The 23,638-nt window shown below is 71.3% G+C and carries 19 protein-coding genes, 2 pseudogenes and 1 riboswitch; of the genes and pseudogenes, 6 read left to right on the top strand and 15 right to left on the bottom strand.

Annotated features, from left to right (window positions below):
• Nucleotides 1-154 precede the first annotated feature (154 nt).
• A riboswitch (FMN riboswitch) is annotated at nucleotides 155-285 on the bottom strand.
• An 822-nt stretch (nucleotides 286-1,107) separates the two neighbouring features.
• On the top strand, nucleotides 1,108-1,755 hold the full coding sequence (locus ACWEFL_RS11075) for an SDR family oxidoreductase (RefSeq protein WP_451710344.1): 648 nt from the start codon (nucleotides 1,108-1,110) through the stop codon (nucleotides 1,753-1,755).
• A 72-nt stretch (nucleotides 1,756-1,827) separates the two neighbouring features.
• Nucleotides 1,828-2,035, top strand: a pseudogene (locus ACWEFL_RS11070) (nucleoside-diphosphate sugar epimerase); the annotation flags it as partial.
• A 62-nt stretch (nucleotides 2,036-2,097) separates the two neighbouring features.
• On the opposite strand, the gene ACWEFL_RS11065 reads toward ACWEFL_RS11070, so the two are convergent.
• Nucleotides 2,098-3,060 (bottom strand): D-2-hydroxyacid dehydrogenase family protein, encoded by a 963-nt coding sequence (locus tag ACWEFL_RS11065; protein WP_451710342.1) that lies wholly within the window; start codon nucleotides 3,058-3,060, stop codon nucleotides 2,098-2,100.
• A gap of 538 nt (nucleotides 3,061-3,598) precedes the next feature.
• On the bottom strand, nucleotides 3,599-4,765 hold the full coding sequence (locus ACWEFL_RS11060) for an ROK family transcriptional regulator (protein WP_451710340.1): 1,167 nt from the start codon (nucleotides 4,763-4,765) through the stop codon (nucleotides 3,599-3,601).
• A gap of 113 nt (nucleotides 4,766-4,878) precedes the next feature.
• Here ACWEFL_RS11060 and ACWEFL_RS11055 point away from each other — a divergent pair, with 113 nt between their 5' ends.
• Both ACWEFL_RS11055 and ACWEFL_RS11050 read left to right on the top strand, forming a co-directional pair.
• Nucleotides 4,879-6,099: an MFS transporter gene (locus ACWEFL_RS11055; protein WP_451710338.1), complete on the top strand. Its 1,221-nt coding sequence runs from the start codon at nucleotides 4,879-4,881 to the stop codon at nucleotides 6,097-6,099.
• A 273-nt stretch (nucleotides 6,100-6,372) separates the two neighbouring features.
• The gene (locus ACWEFL_RS11050; RefSeq protein WP_451710336.1) at nucleotides 6,373-7,149 is read left to right on the top strand and encodes a DUF5995 family protein; all 777 of its coding nucleotides are present in this window, start codon (nucleotides 6,373-6,375) and stop codon (nucleotides 7,147-7,149) included.
• Between the two features lie 140 nt (nucleotides 7,150-7,289).
• On the opposite strand, the pseudogene ACWEFL_RS11045 reads toward ACWEFL_RS11050, so the two are convergent.
• From ACWEFL_RS11045 to ACWEFL_RS11025, 5 genes and pseudogenes are all read right to left on the bottom strand, one after another.
• Nucleotides 7,290-7,370: pseudogene (locus tag ACWEFL_RS11045) on the bottom strand (oxidoreductase); the annotation flags it as partial.
• A 13-nt stretch (nucleotides 7,371-7,383) separates the two neighbouring features.
• Complete coding sequence (locus ACWEFL_RS11040; protein ID WP_451710334.1) at nucleotides 7,384-9,090, bottom strand: flavin monoamine oxidase family protein; 1,707 nt, start codon at nucleotides 9,088-9,090, stop codon at nucleotides 7,384-7,386.
• Between the two features lie 495 nt (nucleotides 9,091-9,585).
• Nucleotides 9,586-10,059 carry an Lrp/AsnC family transcriptional regulator gene (locus ACWEFL_RS11035; RefSeq protein ID WP_451710332.1) on the bottom strand — a complete coding sequence of 158 codons (474 nt, stop codon included), beginning with the start codon at nucleotides 10,057-10,059 and terminating at the stop codon, nucleotides 9,586-9,588.
• Between the two features lie 116 nt (nucleotides 10,060-10,175).
• On the bottom strand, nucleotides 10,176-10,595 hold the full coding sequence (locus ACWEFL_RS11030) for a roadblock/LC7 domain-containing protein (protein ID WP_451710330.1): 420 nt from the start codon (nucleotides 10,593-10,595) through the stop codon (nucleotides 10,176-10,178).
• The gene (locus tag ACWEFL_RS11025; protein ID WP_451710328.1) at nucleotides 10,588-13,104 is read right to left on the bottom strand and encodes a sensor histidine kinase; all 2,517 of its coding nucleotides are present in this window, start codon (nucleotides 13,102-13,104) and stop codon (nucleotides 10,588-10,590) included. The genes ACWEFL_RS11030 and ACWEFL_RS11025 overlap by 8 nt, the downstream gene beginning before the upstream one ends.
• Before the next feature lie 310 nt (nucleotides 13,105-13,414).
• On the opposite strand from ACWEFL_RS11025, the gene ACWEFL_RS11020 reads away from it, so the two are divergent.
• Nucleotides 13,415-13,594 carry a hypothetical protein gene (locus tag ACWEFL_RS11020; RefSeq protein WP_451710326.1) on the top strand — a complete coding sequence of 60 codons (180 nt, stop codon included), beginning with the start codon at nucleotides 13,415-13,417 and terminating at the stop codon, nucleotides 13,592-13,594.
• A 316-nt stretch (nucleotides 13,595-13,910) separates the two neighbouring features.
• Here ACWEFL_RS11020 and ACWEFL_RS11015 read toward each other — a convergent pair whose 3' ends face one another.
• The 3 genes from ACWEFL_RS11015 to rpe all read right to left on the bottom strand — a co-directional run bounded on the left by ACWEFL_RS11015 (nucleotide 13,911) and on the right by rpe (nucleotide 17,735).
• A complete protein-coding gene (locus ACWEFL_RS11015) occupies nucleotides 13,911-15,353 on the bottom strand; it encodes a GuaB1 family IMP dehydrogenase-related protein (RefSeq protein ID WP_451710324.1) in 1,443 nt (480 codons plus the stop codon).
• Nucleotides 15,354-15,870: 517 nt separating this feature from the next.
• Nucleotides 15,871-16,914 (bottom strand): sugar-binding transcriptional regulator, encoded by a 1,044-nt coding sequence (locus ACWEFL_RS11010; protein ID WP_451710322.1) that lies wholly within the window; start codon nucleotides 16,912-16,914, stop codon nucleotides 15,871-15,873.
• Nucleotides 16,915-17,048: 134 nt separating this feature from the next.
• Entirely contained in the window at nucleotides 17,049-17,735 is a 687-nt protein-coding gene (rpe, locus tag ACWEFL_RS11005; protein WP_451710320.1) for a ribulose-phosphate 3-epimerase, read from the bottom strand.
• Nucleotides 17,736-18,211: 476 nt separating this feature from the next.
• Here rpe and ACWEFL_RS11000 point away from each other — a divergent pair, with 476 nt between their 5' ends.
• Entirely contained in the window at nucleotides 18,212-18,559 is a 348-nt protein-coding gene (locus tag ACWEFL_RS11000) for a hypothetical protein (RefSeq protein WP_451710319.1), read from the top strand.
• A 36-nt stretch (nucleotides 18,560-18,595) separates the two neighbouring features.
• On the opposite strand, the gene ACWEFL_RS10995 is transcribed toward ACWEFL_RS11000, so the two are convergent.
• The 5 genes from ACWEFL_RS10995 to ACWEFL_RS10975 are packed head-to-tail and all read right to left on the bottom strand — an operon-like array spanning nucleotide 18,596 to nucleotide 23,612.
• Nucleotides 18,596-19,459, bottom strand: coding sequence for a hypothetical protein (locus ACWEFL_RS10995; RefSeq protein ID WP_451710318.1), 864 nt, complete (start codon nucleotides 19,457-19,459; stop codon nucleotides 18,596-18,598).
• A gap of 38 nt (nucleotides 19,460-19,497) precedes the next feature.
• Nucleotides 19,498-20,100 (bottom strand): DUF6445 family protein, encoded by a 603-nt coding sequence (locus ACWEFL_RS10990; RefSeq protein WP_451710316.1) that lies wholly within the window; start codon nucleotides 20,098-20,100, stop codon nucleotides 19,498-19,500.
• Entirely contained in the window at nucleotides 20,097-21,020 is a 924-nt protein-coding gene (locus tag ACWEFL_RS10985; RefSeq protein WP_451710314.1) for an MsnO8 family LLM class oxidoreductase, read from the bottom strand. The genes ACWEFL_RS10990 and ACWEFL_RS10985 overlap by 4 nt, the downstream gene beginning before the upstream one ends.
• Nucleotides 21,013-22,371: a TfuA-like protein gene (locus ACWEFL_RS10980; RefSeq protein ID WP_451710312.1), complete on the bottom strand. Its 1,359-nt coding sequence runs from the start codon at nucleotides 22,369-22,371 to the stop codon at nucleotides 21,013-21,015. Before ACWEFL_RS10980 ends, ACWEFL_RS10985 begins: the two co-directional genes overlap by 8 nt.
• A complete protein-coding gene (locus ACWEFL_RS10975) occupies nucleotides 22,368-23,612 on the bottom strand; it encodes a YcaO-like family protein (RefSeq protein ID WP_451710310.1) in 1,245 nt (414 codons plus the stop codon). The genes ACWEFL_RS10980 and ACWEFL_RS10975 overlap by 4 nt, the downstream gene beginning before the upstream one ends.
• Nucleotides 23,613-23,638 lie beyond the last annotated feature (26 nt).

The raw sequence follows: 23,638 nt of genomic DNA, 5'->3' as shown, positions 1-23,638 counted from the left end.
GGTCCTCCTGCCTCTTCGGGCACGGACTCCGGGGCCTGTCGATGGCGACAGAGAGCGGGATGCCGATGTCGCGACGCCTGACCTGTCGGCTCGCCGATCGCCCTCACTGGGCGTTCAGCCGCCGTACGGCCGGCGTGCCGGAAAGGGCCGCCCGCCGCGCACTGCCTCCCATCCGGACTTTCACCGTCGGTCCAGGAATTTCACCTGGTCAACCGCCCACTGGATGCGGACGGGTCGCGGACTATAACCGCCGGCTCGGAATTTCACCGACCCCGGAGTGCGCTGCTGTTGGTACATGAACATTGTGCCACGAGTGACCGAAGACCATGCGAGTCGGCGGCTGTGCGCTGACTCACAGGCGACGGGAAGGCGGGGATCCACGGGGTCGGCTGGGGTCCGCCGAGCACGTTCCCGTGCGGTGGCCGCCCGAGTCCCGCCGCCGGGAGCCGAGTTCGGGTTTCCGTTGGAATTCGGGTTTCCGTTGGCGCGGGTCCGGGGCGGCTCGGGTCGGTTTTCCGCCCGTCGCCGAGCCGCGCCAAGGCGGGTCGGGCCGGTGGTCCCAGCCCGCTGCCAAGCCGCGCCGGTCGGTCGAGGTCGATCCCGGTGGACCGGGTGGACCGGGCCCGCCGCCAAGTCGCGACGGTCGGTCCCGGTCATCCGGGTCGGTCCCGTTGGACTGGGCCGTCGGCCCGGGTCGCTCCGAGCCGCTTCAGGGCAATCCCGGTCATCCGGGTAGTCCCGGCCCGTCGCCGAGCCGCGCCAAGGCGGGTCGGGTCGGGTCGCCCGAGCCGGTCCCGGCGGCCCCGTCCGCCGGCCGCGCCGCGCCGGGCCGGTCGAGGTCGGTCCCGGCCCGTCGCCGCGTGCGGTTCCGGAGCCTTTCGCGGCTGGTCGGCCCACCGTTCGCGTGTACCTCTCCGTCGCCCACGAGCGTCCGGCCCCGCCGTCGACCTGCTGATCGTCTCCTCGCCCGTGGACACGACTATTGACGAAGTGGTCTAGTCCTTTTAGTCTCTGCCCATCTCCGCTCGTGCGCGGGGTGCGGACGCCCGGCGGCGGAGTCCCGGCCCTTGCCGCCGTCGGGCTTCCGGCATCTGGCGGTCTGGCGCCATGGCCTGCATCTTGGCGACCGGTGGCACGGGAACGCTGGGCAGTCTGGTCTGCGACCGATTGCGGGGCACGGGCCACGACGTACGGGTGCTCAGCCGCCACTCCCCTCCGTACGCCGTCGATCTGCGCGACGGTACGGGGCTGGACGCGGCGGTCGAGGGCGTGGACACGATCGTCCACTGCGCGTCGACCCCGCGCGGCGGTGACGACGCGGCGGCGGCGAAGCTGCTCGCCGCGGCCCGGACGGCGGGGGTCGGGCATCTGGTCTACATCTCGATCGTCGGCGTCGACCGGCTGCCGCTCGGCTACTACCGCGTGAAGCACGAAATCGAGCGGCTGGTCGAGCGGGCGGGCTCGTCCGGAGGTCCGGACTGGACCCTGCTGCGCACGACCCAGTTCCATGACCTGGTGCTGCGTCTGCTCTCGGACATGGCCCGGCCGCCGGTGCTGCCGCTGCCGTCCGGGGTGAGCGTCCAGCCCATCGACGCCGGTGAAGTCGCGGACCGCCTGGCGCAGTTGGCGCTTGCCCCACCCGCGGGCCGGGTCCCGGACCTAGGTCGTTTCTGGTGGATCAGGCTGGATCAGGGAGCGGGGTCTGGTGCCGTGGATCGCAAGGCGGAGGAGGGAGTCCATGCGGAGCATAGGTGACCGACGACAACGCGGCGAGGCGCGGTGCCAGGGCACGCGAGCCCAGCAAGATCCATCAGAAGCGGCCTAGACGGTCCCGAGGTCCGCCCGCTGCCCGACCTGGCCCGCGCCCTGCTGCGCGCGACCGGACGCCGCCGGGCGGTACTGCCGGTTCCGCTGGCGGGCAAGGCGTACGCGGGCTTCCGCGCCGGGGCGCATCTGACGCCCGATCAGGCGGTCGCGGAAGATGACGTTCGAGGAGTTCCTGCGGCGGAGGGCGGGCGGCGGACGGACTGGGTGATCAGCCGGAACGACCCGGCAGCCGCGGACCGCGCCGCGCGTTGCCACACGCGGTTCGCGTGCTCAGGTCACGAGCCGGATCGGGTCGCCGGCCAGATACGCGTCGATGTCCTCGACCGCCTCCCGGAAGTAACCCTCGTAGTTGCGCCGGGTCACATATCCCAGATGCGGCAGGGCCAGGAAGTTGGGGGCCGTCCGCAGCGGGTCGTCGGCGGGCAGCGGCTCCGTCTCGAAGACGTCCGCCGCGGCTCCGGCGATCCAGCCCTCGCGCAGGGCCCTGAGCAGCGCGGCCTGGTCGACGATCGCGGCACGCGAGGTGTTGACCAGATAGGCGGTACGGCGCATCCGACGCAGTTCGGCCTCGCCGATCAGCCCTCGGGTCCCCTCGCCGAGCACCAGATGAACGGAGACGAAGTCGCTGCTCTCCAGCAGCGCTTCCTTGGAGGGCGCGGCGGTCACTCCGGCCTCGGCCGCCCGCCGGGGGTCGAGGTTACGGCTCCAGGCCGACACCTCCATCCCGAAGGCGGTGCCGACGCGGGCCACCTTCAGGCCGATCTTCCCCAGGCCCAGCAGGCCGAGGCGGTGTCCGTGCAGATCGGCGCCGAGGGTGTGCTGCCAGGGGCCGCCCGTGCGCAGGGCGTTGTTCTCGGGGACGACACCGCGGGCGAGCCCCAGGATCAGCGCCCAGGTCAGCTCGGCCGGCGGTTCGGAGTTGCTGACGGTCCCGCAGACGGTGACTCCGTGGCGGGCGGCGGCCTCCAGATCGATCGAGGCGTTGCGCATACCGGAGGTGACCAGCAGCCGGAGCCGGGGCAGCCGGGCGAACAGGCCGGCCGGGAAGGGAGTGCGCTCCCTCATCACGACGACGATCTCGCAGTCGGCGATGGCGTCCACGAGCGCGTCCTGTGACGCGAGGTGGGTGGTGAGGAATCGCGTCTCGACGCGGGACTCGATCCTCGGCCACTCGCCGAGGGACCGGGCGACCTCCTGGTAGTCGTCCAGCACGGCGCAGCGCAGTCTCGTCAAAGCGTCTCCCGAAGTCGCCCGGATCCGGGGAGCGTAGTACACACGGAGGACCGGACTCCGGTGACGGTCGCCGCCGCGGGCCGCGGGCGGCCGTCGCCTTTCCCGGCGGGCGGTTCCGCGAGCCGGTGCCGGGGCGGGTGGTGCGCGGGTCTGCCGACGGGTGGCCGTGCGGCGTACGGTTCGCGGTCGCGGCGGCCCGTAGGCGGAGCGGGACGGCCGCTTCCCTCACCGGGAAGCCGCGCTCTGACGGCCGGCGCGCAGAGCCGGTACGCGGCCCGCCGCCGGAGACCCGTTGTCTGCCGATGGCCGGCCGCACGGCCCGGAGGAGCGGGGCCGGATCCGCCCGTCGCGCGCCGGAAGCGCGGTGCTTCGCCGGAGGCGCGGTGCTTCGCCGGTGCCCGTCGGAACATCGCTCCGCGGCCGGGGGAGATCCGGGAACGCGGACAACGGAGGCCGATCGTCGGCCATCGGTCCGCCGTCCGACGGCGACTCGGCGAGGCCGCGCGGGTTCGATGAGACGGGCCCAGAGGGCAGCGGCTCAGCGCTCCGGAGCGAAGAGGTCTTCCTGGGCCGTGTCACGAGCCGCCAGCAGTGCGCCGTGGAGGACCGCGCCGCCGCCCAGTTCGCCCGCCCGGACCCGTGTCGGCAGCGGAGTCAGCTCGGACAGCCGGGATTCGACGCGGGAGGCCAGGTCCGTACCCCCCGCGTGGCCGACTTCGCCGCCGAGGACCACACAGCCGGGGTCGAGGACGGCGGCGACGGCGGCGGCTCCGAGGGCGATGCGGTGGGCGAGTGCGTCGAGAAAGGCGTCCTGGCCGGTTCCGGCCGCCTCCCGGACGAGGGCCGCCGCGGCGGGTCCGGGGGAATCGGGCACGTCGAGGCCGTACTCCCGCGCGAGGGCGCAGATCGCCGGTGAGCTGACGAGGGAGTGGAATCCGCCGTCGCAGCCGGAGGCGGACGGAAGCCCTCCGGTGCCGGGTACGGGCAGGAACCCGATCTCACCGGCGCCGCCCGACGCACCCTTGCGGAGTCCGCCGTCGAGGAAGAGCGCCGCGCCGACGCCGTGACCGAGCCAGAGGAAGACGAAGGTGTCCCGGTCCCGGGCCGCGCCCGCGCGCTGTTCGGCGACGGCAGCGAGATTGGTCTCGTTCTCCAGAACGATCCGGGCGGGGAGGCGTTCCTGCAGCGCGGCGACCAGACGGCGGTGCCAGGCGGGGAGCCCGGAGTCCCGGAGTTCACCGGTGACCGGGTCGATCAGGCCCGGTACGCCGATGCCGACGCTGTGCAGCCGGGCCGCGCCCGCCTCCCGCGCCGTCCGTTCGAGGAGCGCCGCCGCCCGCTCCACCGCGGGCTCGGTGCCGGTGTCGCTGCCGATGGGCAGGGACGCCTCGGCGATCGTGACGCCGAGGAGATCGGCGACGACGAGCGAGACGCCCTGGGTGCGTATGTCGAGGGCGGCGAGATGCGCGCGGTCGGCGACGATCCCGTACACCCGCGCGTTGGGCCCGCGCCGCTGCGCGCCGCTCTCGCCGACGATGTGGATCAGTCCGGACCCCTGGAGCCGCTCGACCAGATCCGCGACGGTCGGCCGGGAGAGACCGGTCATCGTCTTCAGCTGAGCCGCCGTCAACGGGCCCTCGCTCTGCATCAGTTGAAGGGCCAGCCGGTCATTGATGACCCGTGCGGTGCTCGGGGATGCGGGCATGCCGAAATCCTTCCAGATCCACTCCCGTGCCGTGATGCCAGGGGCTAACTATCAGGCAGGGTTCCTGATAGTTTACGCCCGGACTACGCGGCGAACCGGGGAGGGGCACAGGCATGGCGGACGAAGCGGACTCGGGACCGGGGCGGTTGAGAAGGGCGCGGTTCGCCGTGGCGGCGGTCTTCTGTGTGCACGGCGCGGTGACCGGCAGCTTCGCGACCCGGATCCCCTGGATCCAGGAGCACACGGGCGTGAGCGCGGGACAACTCGGGCTGGCGCTCGCCTTCCCCGCGCTCGGCGCGGCCGTGGCGATGCCGCTCGCCGGGGCGATCAGTCACCGTTTCGGCGCGCGGAACGCCCTCCGCGGACTTCTCACCCTGTGGACCCTCTCCCTGACGCTCCCCGCCCTCGCGCCGAATCTGCTGACGCTCTGCGCGGCGCTGTTCGTGTACGGAGCGACGTCCGGCATGTCGGACGTGGCGATGAACGCGCTCGGCGTGGAGATCGAGAACCGGCTGGACCGCTCAATCATGTCCGGCCTCCACGGCATGTGGAGCGCGGGCGCGCTGATCGGCTCGGCCGGCGGCACCCTCGCCGCGCATCTGGGCGGCGACGCCCGGCTGCACCACGCCCTGGCCGCCACCGTCCTCACCCTGCTCGGGCTGATCGCCTGCGGGGGTGTGCTGGATCTGCGCAGCGCGCCCGACGAGGAGCCGCCGCCGCGGTTCGCGCTGCCGCCCAGGTCCGCGGTGATCATCGGCGCGATCGGGTTCTGCGCGGTGTTCGCTGAGGGCGCGAGCCTGGACTGGTCGGCGGTCTACCTCCGGGACGTACTGGACACCTCGCCGGGGCTGGCCGCCGCGTCGACCACGGCGTTCGCCCTGACGATGGCGGTGGCGCGGCTCTCGGGCGACCGGGTCGTGGACCGCTTCGGTCCGGTGCCTACGGTACGGGCGGGCGGATGCCTGGCGACCGCGGGCGGAGCGATGGTGGTCTTCGCGCCGCACGCGGCCCTGGCGCTGACCGGGTTCGCCCTCATCGGGCTGGGGGTCGCCGTGGTCGTACCGCTCGCGTTCGCGGCAGCCGGGCGCAGCGGTCCGCGCCCCAGCCAGGCGATCGCGGGCGTCGCCACCATCACGTACACCTCGGGGCTGATCGCCCCCTCGGCGATCGGCGCGGTCGCCGACGCGACGAGCCTGGTGGTGTCCTTCGGGCTGGTGACGGCCCTCGCCTTCGGGCTGGTGCTGGGCGCGGGGGTGCTGCGCTCGGCGGGGCGGGAGGCCCCGAAGACGGAGTCGAGCGCGATGGGCGGGGCGGCGCCCGAGCTCCGGCCCTGAGCGGGAGCCGCTCTCCCTCGTCCTCGCCCGCGAGCCGCGCACGGCCGCTGGTCGGTGCGGCCGCTGGTCGGTGCGGCCGCTGGCGGAGCCCTGGGCCCGGCGCACCCGGCCGGAGCCGTGTTTCCTTTGATCGCCACCGCGCCGGGTACGGGCGGCCGGCGACCGGGACGGGAACAGCGGTACCGGCCGCGCGGGATGACCCCCGTCCCCCGTTCCGGGGAAATTCCGGGGCGGTACGCTCCGGGCGGCCGATCGGCTGGGAGGCTGCCTCACATGGCGCAGACTCACATGGCGCAGACGGAACAGCTCACGGCGGCTCGGGCGGCCACGGTCCCACCACAGGCAGCCGCGGTCCGCACGGAGGCCCCCAAGGAGGCGGTGCCCCCGGTCGACACGGTCGACGAGGTGGTCGAGCGCCTGCGTACGCTCGGCTCCCGCTGGCCCGCCACGGACGGCGTCGCCGTCTTCAACCGTGTCTATCTGGCGGTGACGAAGGAGATCGGCCGGCGCATCGACCGGGGCGAGTTCCCCGACCGCAGGGCCGCCGCCACCCTGGACGTGCTCTTCGCCCGCCGCTATCTGACAGCCGTGGACCGGGCCGAGGCGGGCGCGCGTCCTCCGGCCTGCTGGCGGCCGCTGTTCCAGTACCGCCGCCATCCCGGCGTCCGCGCGACGCAGTTCGCGCTGGCCGGGATCAACGCCCATATCGGGCACGATCTCGCGCTCGCCGTGCTGGACGCCTGCCGGGCGCTGGAGTGCGGACCGGAGGATCTGGAAGGCGAGTTCGACCGCGTCGGCGACATCCTCACACTCATGGAGGAGCACATCCGCGAGGATCTGATGCCCGGCCCCGATCTGCTGGAGATCGCCGATCCGCTCACCCATTTGCTGGGTTCCTGGAGTTTGGACCGGGCTCGCGACAGCGCCTGGTCGACGGCGCGGCTGCTCTGGGGCGTACGGGAACTCCCCGGTCTCGCCGAGGAATTCACCGAACGGCTGGATCAGGGAGTCGGACTGGTCGGACGCGTTCTGCTCACGCCCCTGCCCTGACCCGCACCCCCGATCCTGTTTCCCCCACCCCGCATCCCCGATCCTGTATCACCGATCCCCGAGGCGGATGCCTCGAACCCCCTCACCGAACTCAGACGTTGGAGCCCGCATCGATCGTGAGGAAGGCGCCGGTGATCGGACCGCACCAGATTCGCCGTGATGCCCCGCGGACCCAGTTCGCGCGCCGGCCCGTGGGTGAGGCCGCCCAGCGCCGCCTTGCTCATCGGGCGTGATTCAGTCCTCCGGCAGTTCGACCGGCGCGATCGTCTCGTACACATCGCCCGGTCCCGGATTGGTCGGATCACTCGCCCCGCCGAGCTGGGTCATCACGCCCCACACCGCGTTCAGCGCGGTCTGCACGGCGCCCTCCGCCCAGCCCGCCGTCCAGGAGATGTCGTCACCGGCGAGGAAGATCCCGCGCTTGTCCTCGGGCAGCCGGTCCTGCATGAAGTGGGTGAACAGCCGGCGCTGATAGCGGTAGTGGCCCGGCAGGTTCGCCTTGAACGCGCCCATGAAGTACGGCTCGTTCTCCCATGAGACGGTCACCGGGCTGCCGATGATGTGCCCCCGGATGTCGACGTTCGGGTAGATCTCGCCGAGCGACTTCAGCATCACCTCCATCCGCTCGTTCGCCGAGAGGGGCAGCCACTTCAGGCTGTCGTCGCACCAGGTGTACGAGAGGCAGATGACGGCCGGCTTGTCCGGACCGTTGTCCAGAAGATACGTGCCCCTGGTCATCCGGTCGGTCAGCGTCATCGACATGACATCACGCCCTGTCGGGTTGCCGTCGCCGTCCACGGCCTTGTCCAGCCAGAACGGCCGGTCGACCGGGACGAACAGCTTCGAGGACTCCATGTAGTGGGTGCGCTCGATCGCCGTCCAGTGGTCGATGGGGAAGAGCGCGTCGTCGCAGGCGATCTTGGACAGGAGCATCCAGGACTGCGCGGTGAAGATCGCCGCCTCGTAGGTGCGGATGTCCCCCGACGCGTCGGTGACGGTGATCCGGTTGCCCGCCGTGCGGTTGAGCCGGGTCACGGCGGGCCGGGGCTCACCGCCGTGGAGGGAGGAGAGCGAGGTGCCGGGCGCCCAGTGGACGATCTTCGCGGGCTCACGCTCCCAGAGCCGCAGCGGCAACTGCCGGCTGCCCTCGACGATGCCCCGGTGGTGGTCGTCGGCCTCCGAGTACACGACCCGGAGGATCTCCAGGATCGAGTTGGGGAAGTCGGTGTCCCAGCCGCCCGTGCCGAAGCCCACCTGACCGAAGATCTCCCGGTGCCGGAAGGAGTCGAAGGCCACGGAATCGCAGAGGAATCCGTAGAACGTCTGGTTGTCGAGCTTCTCCACCAGCCGCGCCCAGATCTCCCGGATCCGCGGCACATCGCGCTCCCGCATGGCGCGGTTCATGGCCGAGAAGTCGGCGCCCTCCTCCAGGGCCGCGTTCCACGCGTTCATCACATCGCGGTACACCTGCGGCAGATCGTCGATGGTCTCGGCGTAGTGCGACTCCCCCTTGAGGTCGACGACGGTCGACGGGGTGCTGGGCGCGAGCGGGTTGGGGAACGGCTCGGTCGTCAGCCCCACCAGGTCGATGTAGTGCTGGAGCGCGGTCGAGGAGGGCGGGAAGCGCATCGCCCCCATCTCGGCGCTCAGCTCCGGATCGCAGCCGTCGAAGCCGACCGTCCGCAGCCGTCCGCCCAATCGGTCCGCCTCGTAGACGACCGGCTTGAGCCCCATCTTCATCAGCTCGTACGCGGCGACCAGACCCGAAAGGCCGCCCCCGACGACCGCGACCTCGGTGCCGTGCGCCGTCGCCGGGATCTGCCCCAGGCCCGCCGGATGGGCGAGGTAGTCGTCGTACGCGTACGGGAAGTCCGGACCGAACATGGTGATCGGCGGCTGCGCGTCGGTGTGCTGGACGGCGGTGGGCACCGTGGACGTCATGGGGTACGGACTCCTTGCGGGGAACAGCGGCACGGGGATGTCTCTCGGCGCCGGTGCCGGACCCCGGCGCCGAAGCCGCCACCCGGACCGCCGGGCGCACGGCCGCCCCGGTCGGGGGGGGGAGACCGGGGCGGCCGTGCGGGATGGCGGTGTCCGCGGTGAAAGACGAATACGACGGTACGGTCCGGGCGCGTACAGGGACAAGGCGTGACCATTGCGCCTCAATGGGTGATTCGTTGCGTGCTTGGCGCTCTGTCCGGCGAATCGTTGCGCGGGGCGTTCCGGCGGGCACTCCGGCGGATACGCGGAAGGCGTTCCGGTTCCGGCAGGTACGCGCCAGGTGCTCCGGCGGATACGCGGCGGGTGTTCCGGCGGGCGGGCAGCGGCGGAGGCCGGAGGGTCGGACGAGCCACGGCCGGAGCCTCGGGCGGACCGCCGAGGCCCGAGCCTCGGGCAGGGCGAGGCCCAAGGGTCAGGCGGGCCGAGGCCGGAAGGTCAGGCGGGCGAGCCCGACCCGAAACGCCGCAACAGCGGGGAGAGCACCAGGACCGACTTGGTGCGCTCCACGAAGGGCTCTCCCGCGATCCGCTCCAGCACCCGTTCGAAGTGGCGCATATCGGAGGCGAAGACCTGGACGATCGCGTCGGCCTCTCCGGTGACGGTGGAGGCGGAAGCGATCTCCGGGTAGCGCTTGAGGCCGCGTTCGATCGCCTCGGGCGAGGTGTTGCTGCTGCAGTAGATCTCGATGAACCCCTCGGTCTCCCAGCCGAGCGCGGCCGGGTCGACGCGTACGGTGAAACCGGTGATCGCCCCCACCGCGCGGAGCCGGTCCACCCGCCGTTTCACCGCGGGGGCGGACAGCCCCACCGCCGAACCGATGTCGGCGTAGGAGCGGCGGGCGTCCTCCGCCAGGGCGTGGACGATGCGCTCGTCGAGGTCGTCGAGTCTGTCGAGGGTTCTGCGTCGCACTGCGGGTGGGTCACTTCTCTGCCGTGGCCGGTTCAGGTCGGCGAATGCCGTATCCGCAGTAGAACACGGTCCGGGCCCGGAACCCGACCGGCGGGTCACGCGTCGAGAAGGCCCGGTCAGGTGTCGGCGGCGTCCGAGCGGGTGGGCACCGCCATATGACGGCCCACCCGCCCGACCAGGAGCGCCATCTCATGGGCCAGTTGTCCGACGTCGGTCTCGATGTCGGACAGGACGGCGAGCCTGCTGCCGTCGCCCGCCGGGGTGATGAAGAGGAACGCGTGGTCGAGCATCACCATGGTCTGGCGGACCTCTCCCGCCCGGAACCGGTCGCCCGCGTCCTTCGCCAGGCCGTGAAAGCCGGCGCAGACGGCGGCGAGGTGGTCGATGTCCCGTTTGACCATGCCGCGGGACGCGCTGCCGACCAGGCCGTCCGCAGTGAGCAGCACGGCCTGGCGCACATGGTCCGTTCTCGCCACGAGGTCGTCGAGCAGCCAGCCGAGCCCCGCGCTGTCCGAGGCGGTTTCGTCGTCAGCCATCGTCGTCGGTCCCTTCGTCCATGCCGCGGGGTCGCGGTACGGCACCGTTCGGTCGGGGCGTCTCACCCAGCCGGACGCCTCGTCTGCCGCGGTCGAGCCCCTCCTGGAACGACCCGAAGATGGAGCGCACCTCCTCGGCGGACACATCGCGCTCGCGGTCCTCCGGCCCGGAAGCGGGCGCTTCCCTGAGCGGGGGCGCGAGGGACGCCTGGCGCACGCGCGTGGGCAGGACTCTCAGCGGGCGGACGTCGGCGGCGTCCGCCGCGGTCGGTGCGGGCTCTGCGGGCGGCGGCTGCGCGGGCCCGGACGGAGAGGCGGGGGCGGACGCGTCGTCGCGGGGCATGGCTTCCTCCGGTGTGTGGTCGTCCTTCAGCGGTACTGAGGTGAGCGTGCGCGGAAAGGGCACGGGCCGCATGGGACGGAGCCGGTCCTCCGGATCCGGGCCGTGGTCCTGGGCGCTTCCGCCGGCCGCCCGGCGGACCGGCCCGGGTCTCCCCCGCGAGCCCGCGCCGGATTCCGTACCAAGGCCCGGTCCGGGACCTAGTCCCGCGCCCGGTCCGGCACCCGGTCCCGCGCCCGCCCTGGCTCCCGCGCCCGCTCCCGCGAGGGCGTCGGCGCCGGTGTACCGCTCCTGGGGGTCGACGGCCGCGATCACCGAGTTCGGCAGCAGCACCACGGCCGTGGTCCCGCCGTAGGGAGAGCGGGTGAGGGTGACCCCGATGCCGTGCCGCTCGGCGAGCCTCCCGACGACGTACAGTCCGAGGCGCTCGTCCCGGGCCGGGTCGAAGTCCCGTGGACGCGCCAGCGTCCGCCGCGCCTGCTTCAGTTCCTCCCCGTCGAGGCCCAGCCCGCGGTCGTCGATCTCCAGGACGAAGCCGTTGCCGACCCGCCCGGTCCGCAGGACGACCTGGGTGTGCGGGGGCGAGTAGACGGTGGCGTTCTCGACCAGTTCGGCGACGAGGTGGACCACGTCGGCGACGGCCTCGGCCCCGATGCCCACCGGAGGCATCGGCGGCACCACGACCCGTGTGCGGTCCTCGATCTCACCGACCGCCGCCGAGACGATGTCGGCGATCGGCACGGGGTTGCGCCGGCGTCGCCCCGGTGGGGCCCCGGAGAGGACGATCAGCCCCTCCGCGTGGCGGCGCATCCGGGTGGTCAGATGGTCGATGCGGAACAGGGCCTCCAGGGTGTCCGGGTCGCTGGTACGGCGTTCGAGGGTGTCGACCAGTTTCGACTGCCGGTGAACGAGGGCCTGATGGCGGCGGGCGATGTTCAGCAGGACGGTGAAGACCCCACGGCGGAGGGCGGCCTGCTGAACGGCCGCCTCGACGGCCGCCCGGCGGGCCGAGTTGAGCGCCTGGCCGACCCGGACGATCTCGTCGGGGACGCTCCTGTCGTCGAATGCGAGGGGCGGGGCGGCCTCGGCCGCGTCGACCTCCTCGCCCGCCCCGAGCCGTTCCATCACCTCGGGGAGCCGGCGGCCGGCGAGCAGATCGGCGGCGTCGCGGAGTGCTTCCCAATGGCGGAAGAAGCGCCGTCCGCCGGCCACCGTGAACCAGATCGAGAGTCCGACCGCGATCAGTCCGGCCACGCCCACGACCGAAGCCCTGACCGTCTCGCGGTGGGCGAAGGCACCGCCCCGGTCGGCGGCGTTCTGCGCGGACCGAGTGGACAGCAGTGTGTAGCGCCGGACCGCACGGTCGGTGGTGTCGCGCCAGGAGTCGGCGGCCATCGCCCGTCCGGCGCCGACCGCGCCGGCGCGCAGCAGTGCGTCCTCCTGCTCGACGAGCGCCCGGTACTCCTCGCCGCGCTCGAAGTCGGTGAACAGCTTCCGGGAGTCGCCGGGCAGGTCGGGGACGTACGTCCGGTGGAAGACCCGCCGGTCCTCGATGGTCGCGGTGAGGGTGTCGTACTGCCGGTCGGTGAGCCTTCCGGAGGAGCGCGCCCCGGCCACGAGGGCGTCCTGGCGGGAGACGAACTCCCCCAACCGCACCAGTTCGACGACGACCTGTGCCTCGCGGGCGAGCCGGCCGGTCTGGAGGGCGGTGAGCGCGGACCGCACGTCGAAGGCCGGGTCCACCATCGCCGCGTACTCCTCGACGGCCCTGTCCCAGGTGATCGTCCTGGCCATCACCTTCGCCCGCAGCGCCTGAAGGCCGTCGGCGGAGCGGGCCATCGCGTCCAGGGCCCCCCGCTCGCCGTCGGAGAGGTCCGCGCGGTCCCCGTCCTCGATCGCCTCGCGCATGGCGCGTACGGCACGGTCGGTGGCACGCTGCTGCCGGACCACCTCGGCGGCGGACGGGGTCACGTTGGGGCCCGCGCCCAGGTAGGCCGCGGAGACGCGGCGTTCGGTCTGGAGCTGTGCCACAGCCGTGTCGACCGGGGTGCCGAAGGTCTCGTACACGTCCTCGATGCGTATCAGAGCCCGCAGATCGCCGGTGACCGACACCATCGCGAAGGTCCACAGAGAGATGAGGGCTATGACGGGTATGACCGTCAGTGTCACGATCCGTCCGCGGATCGTGGGGCGGCCCGTTCGCCGGCGCATGGTCTCCCCAGAGCACGAGAACTACTGAACGGCGGTGCTTACCCTCGGGTAGGGGGCAGACAAGTTACGCCACGCGACATGGCAGCGCAATGTTCCTGTAGGAAAAGGGGAGTTGTGAAGGCGCGATAGTGTCTTGACACCTCGTCAGATCCGATGCCTGACGCCATGGCGCGTCGGCCCGCGTCCGTCCATCCCGATGTTCCTGATGTTCCCCGCTGTTCCCAGCCGCCCCGGAGGCCCTCCGGTGAAGTGGCCGGATCCGCATCCCTTGCTCCGTGCAGTGGCCTGGCCGGACCAGGGGCGCGCGGTGCGCGCGGATCCGGGCCATTCCGGCAGGCTGTGGCAGGACGTACGCGAGCGGGCGGGCCTGCCCGTCAGCGTACGGCTGGAGTTCACGGCAGCGGCCGGAGTTCACGGCGCGGGAGCGCGGGCGGCCGAAACCCGCTGACGGGCCGCCACTGAGCCCGCCGGGTAACCGTCCGGCTGCTTCGCACCCCGGCGGGGGGACGCACTCGTCGGCGAGACCTTCATCCAGCCGGAGAAGGAGACGGTGGTCGCCCTTCCGAACCTCGCGCCCTCCACACTGTTCACCGCTTCACCCCGGACGTTCACGGTCCACCCACCCGAGGCATGGGCTCCGGAGTTCCCGGGGCCGCGGGCGATCGGCGGCGGCATCGCGCCGACGGCGGTGGTCGTCGGCGCGCTGGAGCCGACGGTGGACGGCCCGCACCCGCACCCGCACCCGGGGCGGGCCACGGCTCCCGTCAGTTCCAGCTGGCGTGCAGCGGCTGGCCCTCCGCGTAACCCGCCGCGCTCTGGACACCGACGATCGCGCGTTCCGCGAACTCCGCCAGCGACCCCGCGCCCGCGTAGGTGCAGGAGGAGCGGACGCCCGCGATGATCGAGTCGACCAGGTCCTCCACGCCGGGGCGGTCCGGGTCCAGGAACATCCGCGAGGTGGAGATGCCCTCCTCGAAGAGCGCCTTGCGGGCCCGGTCGTACGCCGACTCCTCGCTCGTGCGGTTGCGGACGGCGCGCGCGGACGCCATGCCGAAGGACTCCTTGTAGAGGCGGCCGTCGGCGGTCTGCTGGAGGTCGCCCGGCGACTCGTACGTACCGGCGAACCAGGAGCCGACCATGACGTTCGACGCGCCCGCGGCGAGCGCCATGGCGACATCGCGCGGGTGGCGGACCCCTCCGTCGGCCCAGACGTGCTTGCCGTACTTCCTCGCCTCGGCCGCGCACTCCAGTACGGCGGAGAACTGCGGCCTTCCGACACCGGTCATCATCCGGGTGGTGCACATGGCGCCGGGGCCCACGCCGACCTTGACGATGTCCGCGCCAGCCTCGATCAGGTCGCGCACTCCCTCGGCGGCGACGACGTTGCCCGCGACGACCGGCACCTTCGGGTCGAGCCCGCGGACCGCCTTGACCGCGGAGATCATCGACTCCTGGTGGCCGTGCGCGGTGTCCACGACGAGCGTGTCCACACCCGCGTCCAGCAGCTGCTTGGCCTTGCCCGCGACATCGCCGTTGATGCCGACGGCGGCGGCGATGCGGAGCCTGCCCGCGGAGTCGACGGCGGGGGTGTAGAGGGTCGCGCGGAGCGCTCCCTTGCGGGTGAGGACGCCGACGAGCCGGCCCTCCTCGTCCACGGCCGGGCTGTAGCGCCGGTTGGCGTTGTCGAGCCTGGTGAACGCCTCGCGCGGATCGATGTCGGCGTGGAGCAGCACCAGGTCACGGGACATGACCTCGGAGAGCTGTGTGAAGCGGTCCACCCCGAGGAGGTCGGCGTCCGTGACGACGCCGACCGGCCGGTGGTCGGCGTCGACGACCACGCCCGCCTCATGCGCCCGCTTGGGCAGCAGGGCGAGGGCGTCGGCGACGGTCTGGGCGGGAGTGAGCACGATCGGGGTGTCGAAGACGAGGTGCCGGGTCTTGACCCAGGCCACGACGTCCGCGACGACGTCGATCGGGATGTCCTGGGGGATGACGACGAGCCCTCCGCGGCGGGCGAGGGTCTCCGCCATCCGGCGGCCCGCGATGGCGGTCATGTTCGCGGCGACCAGCGGAATGGTGGTGCCGGTGCCGTCGGGCGAGGAGAGATCCACGCCGTGCCTGGAGCCCACGGCCGAACGGCTCGGCACCATGAACACATCGTCATATGTCAGGTCGTACGAGGGCTGAAGATCATTGAGGAAACGCACGTGCTGAACATCCCAGTCGATCGGAGGTGACCCCCGGTCATCTCAGCCGGGGAAACGCACGTACTTCATTCTCCCATGCGGGGCCCGATCCCAGCCGAATCGATTCCTCCAGGTCATGGAGGGCACATTGGTGCGATCATCCAAGCGGCCGAGTCCCCCACCACGCCCGCCCGGCCGTCCGTCGTTCGGGGAGGGACCGGGCCCGAGCCGAACAGGGCGCGCCCTGGAGCCCCCGGCGACCGCCGGCTCCCGCGTCCTTCTCGCAAGCGGGGCCGGTCCCGCCGAGGGCCGCTTGTGTGTTCCTCCGCATCCGCCCGCCGACCGCCGACCGCCGTTCGGGAACCGGCCTCGGCGCACACGGGCTCCTCGGAACGGACGCCGGCACCGGGCGCGGACATCCCGGCCGTCCCGCAGTCGAGGGCGGCGGAGGCATCGGGCCCGCGCGGTCCGGGTGCCCGTATCCGTACCGGTGACGCCGACCGGCCAGGCGCGTACCCCGTGGCCGCCGGGCGGCCCGTCAGCCGTCGGGGTCCGCCCGCTCCAGCGCCGGCCGCGGCCCCGCGGGCACCGTCAGCAGATGGTCCGCCGCCGCCGTGTCCGTGACCAGGCTGGTGACCAGCCCGGACCGGAGTACGGCCCCGATCGCCTCCGCCTTGCGGTGGCCGCCCGCGATCGCCACGACCTCGGGGATACGGCGCAGCCGGTCGGCCTCCACCGTGATGCACCGCTCGCCCAGATCGCGGCCGACCCGGCGGCCGTCGCGGTCGAAGAGGTGCGCGGACATCTCCGCGGCGACGCCGTACGAGGCGTACCGCGCCCGCTCCTCGTCGGAGAGCATGTCGTGCACGGTGGAGATCCCCGGCTCCCAGGAGCCGATGGAGACGGCCGCGACGGTCACCTTGTCGAAGTACTCGAAGGCGCGGGCGATACCGGTCTGGTGGCGCAGCGCCGCGGCGGTCGCCGCGTCGGGCAGCAGCATCGGAGCGTAGATGGGGTGGGCGTCACCGCCCGACACCTGTGCGGCGCGCCGGACGGCCTCCACCGAGCCGCGCTCGGCGGTGCCCGCGTCGTACACACCCGTGAGCTGGACGACCGTGCACGGCGGCAGCCGGTCGAGCGCGGCGGCCATGTGAATGGTGGAGCGGCCCCAGGCCAGCCCCAGCACATCGCCCTCGTTCACCAGCTCACCGAGCAGATCAGCGGCCACCTCGCCGAGGTTCTCCGGGTCGGGGGACTCGTCGGCCGCCTCCGCGGGAGACTCGACGACCACCGCGTGCCGGAGTCCGAAACGGGCGCGGAGCGCGTCGGAGCGCTCCGCGTCCAGCTCCGCCGGAACACGGATCTCGATGCGTACGAGATCGCGTTCCAGCGCCGTCTCCAGGACCCGCGCGACCTTGAACCGGCTGACGCCGAACTCCTCGGCGATCTGGATCTTGGACTTGCCCTCCAGATAGAAGCGGCGTGCCATGGCAGCCGCCTGCACCAGCTCCGCGGGTCCCATCCGCAGGGCAGACCGTCCCGCCGACCTAGCAGACACCGCGATCTCCTCACTGCTGTTCACACTTCGGACTCGTCATCCTGTCAGATCCGGCGGATGTGGATCAGCCCCGTCGGGCCGAGTTCACTTGCCGGCCGCCCAGTGGTCGCACGGGGTGATCGCACGGGCCGTCTCCGTGTGCCGGAACGCGCTCCGGCTCAGTGGGCGCACGCCCAGCCGGCCGTGGCGACGGTCTGCTCCGCCTTCGCGCGCAGCGACCGGACCGCCTGGGCGGGGTCGGCCGCCCCGTAGACCGCCGATCCCGCGACGAACACGTCCGCGCCGGCTTCGGCACACCGCTCGATCGTCGAGTCCGCGACGCCGCCGTCCACCTGGAGCCAGAGTTCGAGGCCGTGCTTGGAGATCAGCTCACGGGTGCGACGGATCTTCGGCAGCATGATGTCGAGGAACGCCTGACCGCCGAAGCCGGGCTCCACGGTCATGATCAGCAGCATGTCGAGTTCGGGGAGCAGATCCTCGTACGGTTCGATCGGCGTCGCCGGCTTCAGCGCCATGGAGGCGCGGGCGCCCTTGGCTCTGATCTCCCGCGCCAGTCTGACGGGGGCGGCGGCGGCCTCCACATGGAAGGTGACGGATCCGGCGCCGGCCTCGACGTACTGAGGCGCCCATCGATCGGGGTTCTCGATCATCAGATGACAGTCCAGCGGGGTGTCCGTCGCCCGGCTGAGGGATTCCACGATCGGAACGCCCAGCGTCAGATTGGGCACGAAATGGTTGTCCATCACATCGACATGGAGCCAGTCGGCGCCTTCGACGGCCTTGGACTCTTCCGCCAGGCGGGAGAAGTCGGCGGAGAGAATGCTCGGGTTGATCTGTACGGCCATGGCCCAAGCCTGCCATGCTCCGGGCGTCTTCCCGGCCTCGGTTCGGTTTCCGGTACGAACCGGGATGCGGCCGAGGAAGCGCGGTCCGCGCAATCGCCGCGTTTCCGGCACCGGATGCCGCCGGGGGAGCACACCGGGTGCCGCCGGGAGAGCACAGCCGGGGTACGGCGCCGCCGCGGTCTCCGGCGAGACCCCTGGACCGCTGTCACGAGGTGCGCGCCCGTTCCATGGCTCGCGGCAGGCAGCGACCGCGGGCGACGCACCGGCCCGGGGCATCCGAGACCGGGCGTACGGCGGATGCGCGGCAGAGCCGGAATTCCCGATTTCCCCTTCCGGAATAACGCTGCGGCTGAATGGGAGCCGACATCACCCCGATGCTTCAGACACAAGGGAATATCACTGCGCGTATCTCTGACAGGACTTAGAGTGACGCCATCGCACACTTGATAGATCGCACACTTGATAGGAGGCATGTCATGCCCAAAAGAACCGACGCCGAAAAAATGACCTTCGAGAAGTTCTGTCGGGACTACATTCCCAAGCACCCGGAACTGGGTCTCGGTACCGACGAACTCAGCACGTCCGAGTTCACGAAGGTGGCGATCGAGGAAGGGCGCAAACTCGGATTCTCCTTCTCGGAGGCCGAGGTCCAGGCCGTTCTCGGCGAGCACCGGGAGGTACGGCTCCAGGTCGCGAATCTCGGCGGGGAGATCAAGGCGAGCGCGAACGGAACGGCGATGTGCTGGCAGGGCCACATCACGACCGACGAACCGATCGCGGCCGACTGGCTCGTCATCCGGTCGGACCCGACGGAGCGGCGGTGACGGCCACACCGTGAGACGTCCAGCGCCGGCCGGCACTCATGCGGACAGCGAACGCAGCTCGCCGAGTGTCATCACCGGCGGCTGGATGTCGAGCGTGTCGAGATACTGCTCCATCTCTCCCCAGAACCTCACCCCCAGCCTCTGGGCGACGGCGCGTGGACGGAACCTCTCCTGCGGCCGGTGACCGCGGGTGGACAGAGTGACGGTGACACCGGACTCGGGGATCTCCGCACGGTGCCACCAGCGTCTGCCCCAGGTCACCATCTGCCCCGGCACGAGGTCGGCCCGGCAGGCGCCGGTCCCGTCCGAGAGCCACGCGTCGGGCACGGGCGAGGTGTACATCGGGCTGAACCTCCGGCAGAGGTCCCACACCGGAAGCCGCGGCACACGCCGGCAGGACGGGGGAACGAAGTCGAACCGCTTGCCGCCGCGTACGACGAGGTTCCACCGGCCGTGCACCATCTCCCCGTCATGGTGCAGGGGGGTCACATAGCCGCCGCTGCCGATCCACAGCAGCGCGAATCCGTACGGGTCGAGAGCCAGTCGCCGGTGAATTTCCAGGACGACGGCACGCAGGGGCGCTCCGAAAGCCTGCACGGGGACGACGGCATACGGCTTCAGCCGCCGAAAGGCGGGGTCATGGATCACGTCGAACGCCGTCCCGGCGGTCGTCACCGCCTTGGTGCGCCTCTCCCACGCGAGGAGTTCGGCCGTGTCGAACCGATGGGTGCGGGGGAACATCTGCCGGGTACGGAACACGCCGAGAATGAGTTCCATCCCCTGTCCTCGGTAGGACTCGCGCAGCGCCTCTTCACTGAACTCCGGCAGGAGATCGGCGATCGCATCGTGCTCGTCCCGCACGAGGGGGCGGGGCAGCGGCAGGGGGCGTCGGTCGATCACGGTGTCGCCCCGCCGCGGAGTCGTTTCGGACTGAGATTTCACCCTGCTTGTCCCTCACTGTCGTCCTGGGCCCGGTAGAAGAAGAAGTTCTGGGTCATCCGCCCGCCGGCCAGATCGGCTCCCGCGAACCGGCGAGCACCCGAGTGGAAGTACTTCCCGTCGAAGATGAGCAGGCGGTTGTACTTCATGGGCACGCAGTGCACGATCTCCCACGCACCCGGATCCAGGGTGTCCCTTTCGATCGCCCGCCGTACTTCCGGGCGGCCGTTGTCCTCGGGCGACACCCGGTCGATGCCCAGCTCTCTGTGACGGTAGAAGTACGTTCCCTCGGTCTCCGTCTTCGACAGGTGCACGATCGCGCTGAAGTCGGGAGTGTCCACATGGACCATCGAACTGCGCAGAGCCATGTCGGCGGCCGTGGTGATCCGGAACGCCCCCTGAGCCCGCTGGTACTTCAGGTCGATTCCGCCCAGCAGCTTCGAGAAGCGGGCCATCGTCGCGGAGACGTCGTCGGCCCCGCCCGCCATGACACCCGGATAGTTGACGCCTTCGGGACGCCGGTACTCCAATCGGAGCGCGCTGTCGCGCACCGCGTCGGGATCGTCGTAGAAGTCGTCCACGACGAGGACGCAGTGCCTCATGGCCGAATCCCCAGTGCCTGTGCGAGCAGTTCCACCGATTTCATCCGGCTGAGCCCGTCGGGGGCGATGTCCAGCAGAATCACCTCGTTCACTTCGTATTCCGCACAGAATCGCTCGATCCTTCTTCCGCACTGCTCCGGGGTCCCCACCACGCTCGGCACATAGTTGGGATTGGGAAAGCGCTCCCGCATGGCGCGCGCCTCCGCCTCGGTCTCGGCGCACACACCGGCGACGGCGATGGCCGCGCGGGGCTCGGCGAGTTCGCCGGAGGGGACGAACTCCTTCCGGTACCGGGCGAGATGGGTCGGCGGGGCGATGCCGCCGTGGAAGAGGGTGCCGCAGAACCGCGTGCCGGTGCGCGCCGCGTGCCGTGCCGCGCCGGCGGATCCGCAGACCCACACCTCCGGCATGGCGGCACTCTCAGGGATCACCGGCGCCCCGCGATGCGGATGGCGAGGTCCCAAAGAGCCCCGCAGGTGACCGACGAGTTCATCGAACTTCGCGGCGTAGTCCCGGTCGTCGAGCATCCCGTCGCCGGCCGGGCGCCCGTCCAGCAGCGCGCGGTGTGAGGCCAGGCTGTCCGCACGGCCTCGGCCGACCCCCAGGTCGACGCGGCCGAACAGCGTCTCCAGTAGACGGAAGTCCTCGGCCAGTTTGAGCGGGGCCCAGTAGTGCAGGAGCATCGCCCCGACTCCGACCCGGATCCGGTCGGTCGCCGCGGCGAGAACGCCGGCCAGGATCTGAGGACTGCCGCAGGCATGTCCCTCGACATGATGCTCACCGAGCCAGTAGCGCGAGTACCCCAGTTCCTCGGCTCGCGCTCCGAGCGCCAGTGTGTCCCGGAGCGCCTCGCCCGGGGACCGGCTGGTCCAGGCCCAGCTGAAATCGAGGAGTCCGATCCTGATGGGCTGGTCAGCCATCGGCCCGCACCGCACTGGCTCCGGGGGCGCCCTGCCGGATGTACTCCGAGAGCAGTTCGCAGACGAAGCGGCTGCCGTCGTTGAACCGGCGTGCGCGCAGATGATCGTCGAACGACGTGCCGAACGTGCGGTACCGGTGCTCGTACCAGTCCAGGAGATCACCCGTCGTCGTTCCGACGTCCTCCGCCGAGGGAAAGGTGTTGCCGAACTCGGTCAGGGCTTCGCGCTTCTCGGCGATGGCCGTGGCCACCGGTTCGAACCGGCCCCGCCGTTGCAGCTCGGCGGGAAGGAAGGCGTCGAGGCTGGTGGAGTGGTGCTTGGCCACGCCCTCGACGAGTGCGAGGACCTCCATGAGGGCGGTGAACTCCGCTTCTCCCAGCATGTTCCTGCTCAGCCAGTCCTGTGTCGTCTCCGGTGTCAGACCCCGCGTCCCTTGGAATCGTTCCGTGATGCGCGCGACCTGCTCCGGGTCGGTCCGGATTCCGACCCGGTGGGCTTCCTTCACGGCCAGGTACATCGTCAGAGCGCCCTCGAAGACCGCTTCGGCGTCGTCGTCCACGACGCCGACATGGCCGCGGATCGCTTCGATGGGAACGGAGGCACTGGCTCCCGGGCCTGCCCGTACGCCGCTGACCAGCTGATCCCAGAAGACCGTCGCCTCGAAAGCGAAACCGGGGTGGAAGGGAACCTCGAACCTGGGGCCGGAGTCCGCGATGTCCGTGAGCAGCTCGAGGGCGTCGAGCCGCTTCCGGTCGGGCTTCTCGTTCTGGACGAACTTGGCGAGCGCGTCCGCTTCCGTCAGCGGAAGGCCGGTGCTCAGCGCGATCTCCGGCAGGAGCGACCAGGTGCGCTCCGCGTAGTGACGCCTCTTCATCTCCCCCAGGACGGTGTCGTGCGTCGCCCGCCCGATGAATCCCCGCCTGAGCGCGTGCCGCAGCCCTTCGCGGATGTTGACCATCGCTTCCGACAGCACCGCGAAGCCCGCTTCCTCTCCCGCGTGGATGACGGCGACCTCGTCGTCGTCCTCGTACACGCCGTCGCGGTACGCCTCGAAGATCTGCCCGACGCCCGCCATGCCGAAGGGGGCGAGTTCAGCGGCTCGCAGCGCGCCCATGCTCGAGGCGCCGAGGACGTGCACGCCCTCGGAGAGCGCGTAGAGGATCTCCTTGTGCCAGACCGCGGGGACCTGTTCGAAGTATCCGTCGATGATCGCTACGGCCTTCGCGCCCCTGTTCACCGCGGTGTAGACGTCACCGGCCTTCACCGGCGGCGAGTACGTCGCGGCGGGAAGCACCGCGCGGGCGTCCTTCCGGCTCAGGCTCGGGCCGAGAAACACGTGGACTGTGCTCATGACTTCCCTTCCCGGGCGGCACGGGCGCGACGGCCTTCCACATAACCGGGAACGAAAGGCGCTGACTCGAACCCCGGCACGATCACCTTCACGACGGGGACCCCGATCTCCGGTCTCGTCAGATCGACCACCACCACTTGGTCGACGCCCACCGTCCGGAGGGCGTCCAGCATCACTTCGAGGTCTCCCTCGAAGGTGTCCGTCTCGGCGCGCCGGGCCCGTGGCAGGAACGGCCGGGTGCCGGGGGCCGTGAACCGGCTGTCCCGGAAGGTCTCGGCACTCCAGACGCCCTGGGATCCCGTGTACACCCCCGGCGGATTGTCGTCGCGGCTTCCGGCGATGACGGTCAACCGCGCCTGTGCCGCTTCGGTGACCGCACGACTCAGCGCCACGGTCGGCGACAGATGCGTGCCGCAGCCCCATTCGGCGCCCAGCCGATTCCACTGGCCGCGCCCCTCGCGCTCCAGCAGTCCGGCGCGGAACGTCGCCACCCCGACGTCGGAAGTCAGCTCGAAGACGGCCAGTTCCATGTCGGCGGCACGGCACACGTCGATCAGATCCCTGAGTGACGGTTCGTCGACCGTGTCGAGGTCGATCTTCGCGCCGGGCGAGTCGGTGGTCCCCCGCGCGCTGGTCACGGCGTGCGCGTCCCGTTCGATGACTTCGCACAGTGCGTGCGCGACGGCCTCCAGGAGGTGGTTTCCCGACGCGAGACCGTTGGAGGTGGCCAGAAATGTCATGGTCGCCTGGCCGACTCCGACGGTGTTCATGCTGACGACCTCGAAGGGAACCCAGACCTGCTCGTCGGAGAGTACGTCCCAGCCGGGCAGCCAGGACCGCTGCTGCTCGGGCCGTACCCTCACCCCCCTGACCAGCGGGAGTTGATGCGGGTCGACCAGTCGGTGCCGGTTCCGAAGCCCGTTGTAGGAGCCGTGCAGACACGGAATCTCGATGTGCTCGGCGTGCCAGAGTTCGATGGCCTCCATCATCGCCGAGGCTTTCGCGGACTCGGCGTCGGCTCCTTTGCCCTGCGAGACCGACAGAGAACGGGAGTTGGGGCGGATGGCCTGCACGACAGGGATGCCGATGACGTCCAGGCCCGTGACGTCGGCCAGGCGGGTGATGCCGAGCCGGGGCATGTGCCGGCCGAAGTCCCGCAGTGTCTCGGCGGCAGGGCGGCTGCGTCGTGTGCCGGGCAGGAATACCTTCGGTTGACGGTGGTCCCCATCGAAGATGCGCATGTTTCCTTCGGTCCTACTGGCCGGGG

It is taken from the genome of Streptomyces sp. NPDC004838 (genome assembly GCF_053600955.1).
The sequence above is the reverse complement of the archived record's forward strand: the minus strand, read 5'-3'. Positions and strand labels throughout refer to the sequence as shown.

What these genes read in the sequence shown, in the direction of transcription:
- ACWEFL_RS11000 (WP_451710319.1), top strand. Translation starts at nt 18,212, where the DNA reads ATGCCCAAAAGAACCGACGCCGAAAAAATGACCTTCGAGAAGTTCTGT.
- ACWEFL_RS10990 (WP_451710316.1), bottom strand. Translation starts at nt 20,100, where the DNA reads ATGAGGCACTGCGTCCTCGTCGTGGACGACTTCTACGACGATCCCGAC.
- ACWEFL_RS11055 (WP_451710338.1), top strand. Translation starts at nt 4,879, where the DNA reads ATGGCGGACGAAGCGGACTCGGGACCGGGGCGGTTGAGAAGGGCGCGG.
- ACWEFL_RS10985 (WP_451710314.1), bottom strand. Translation starts at nt 21,020, where the DNA reads ATGGCTGACCAGCCCATCAGGATCGGACTCCTCGATTTCAGCTGGGCC.
- ACWEFL_RS11040 (WP_451710334.1), bottom strand. Translation starts at nt 9,090, where the DNA reads ATGACGTCCACGGTGCCCACCGCCGTCCAGCACACCGACGCGCAGCCG.
- ACWEFL_RS11075 (WP_451710344.1), top strand. Translation starts at nt 1,108, where the DNA reads ATGGCCTGCATCTTGGCGACCGGTGGCACGGGAACGCTGGGCAGTCTG.
- ACWEFL_RS11050 (WP_451710336.1), top strand. Translation starts at nt 6,373, where the DNA reads ATGGCGCAGACTCACATGGCGCAGACGGAACAGCTCACGGCGGCTCGG.
- ACWEFL_RS10980 (WP_451710312.1), bottom strand. Translation starts at nt 22,371, where the DNA reads ATGAGCACAGTCCACGTGTTTCTCGGCCCGAGCCTGAGCCGGAAGGAC.
- ACWEFL_RS11060 (WP_451710340.1), bottom strand. Translation starts at nt 4,765, where the DNA reads ATGCCCGCATCCCCGAGCACCGCACGGGTCATCAATGACCGGCTGGCC.
- ACWEFL_RS10975 (WP_451710310.1), bottom strand. Translation starts at nt 23,612, where the DNA reads ATGCGCATCTTCGATGGGGACCACCGTCAACCGAAGGTATTCCTGCCC.
- ACWEFL_RS11030 (WP_451710330.1), bottom strand. Translation starts at nt 10,595, where the DNA reads ATGGCTGACGACGAAACCGCCTCGGACAGCGCGGGGCTCGGCTGGCTG.
- rpe (WP_451710320.1), bottom strand. Translation starts at nt 17,735, where the DNA reads ATGGCCGTACAGATCAACCCGAGCATTCTCTCCGCCGACTTCTCCCGC.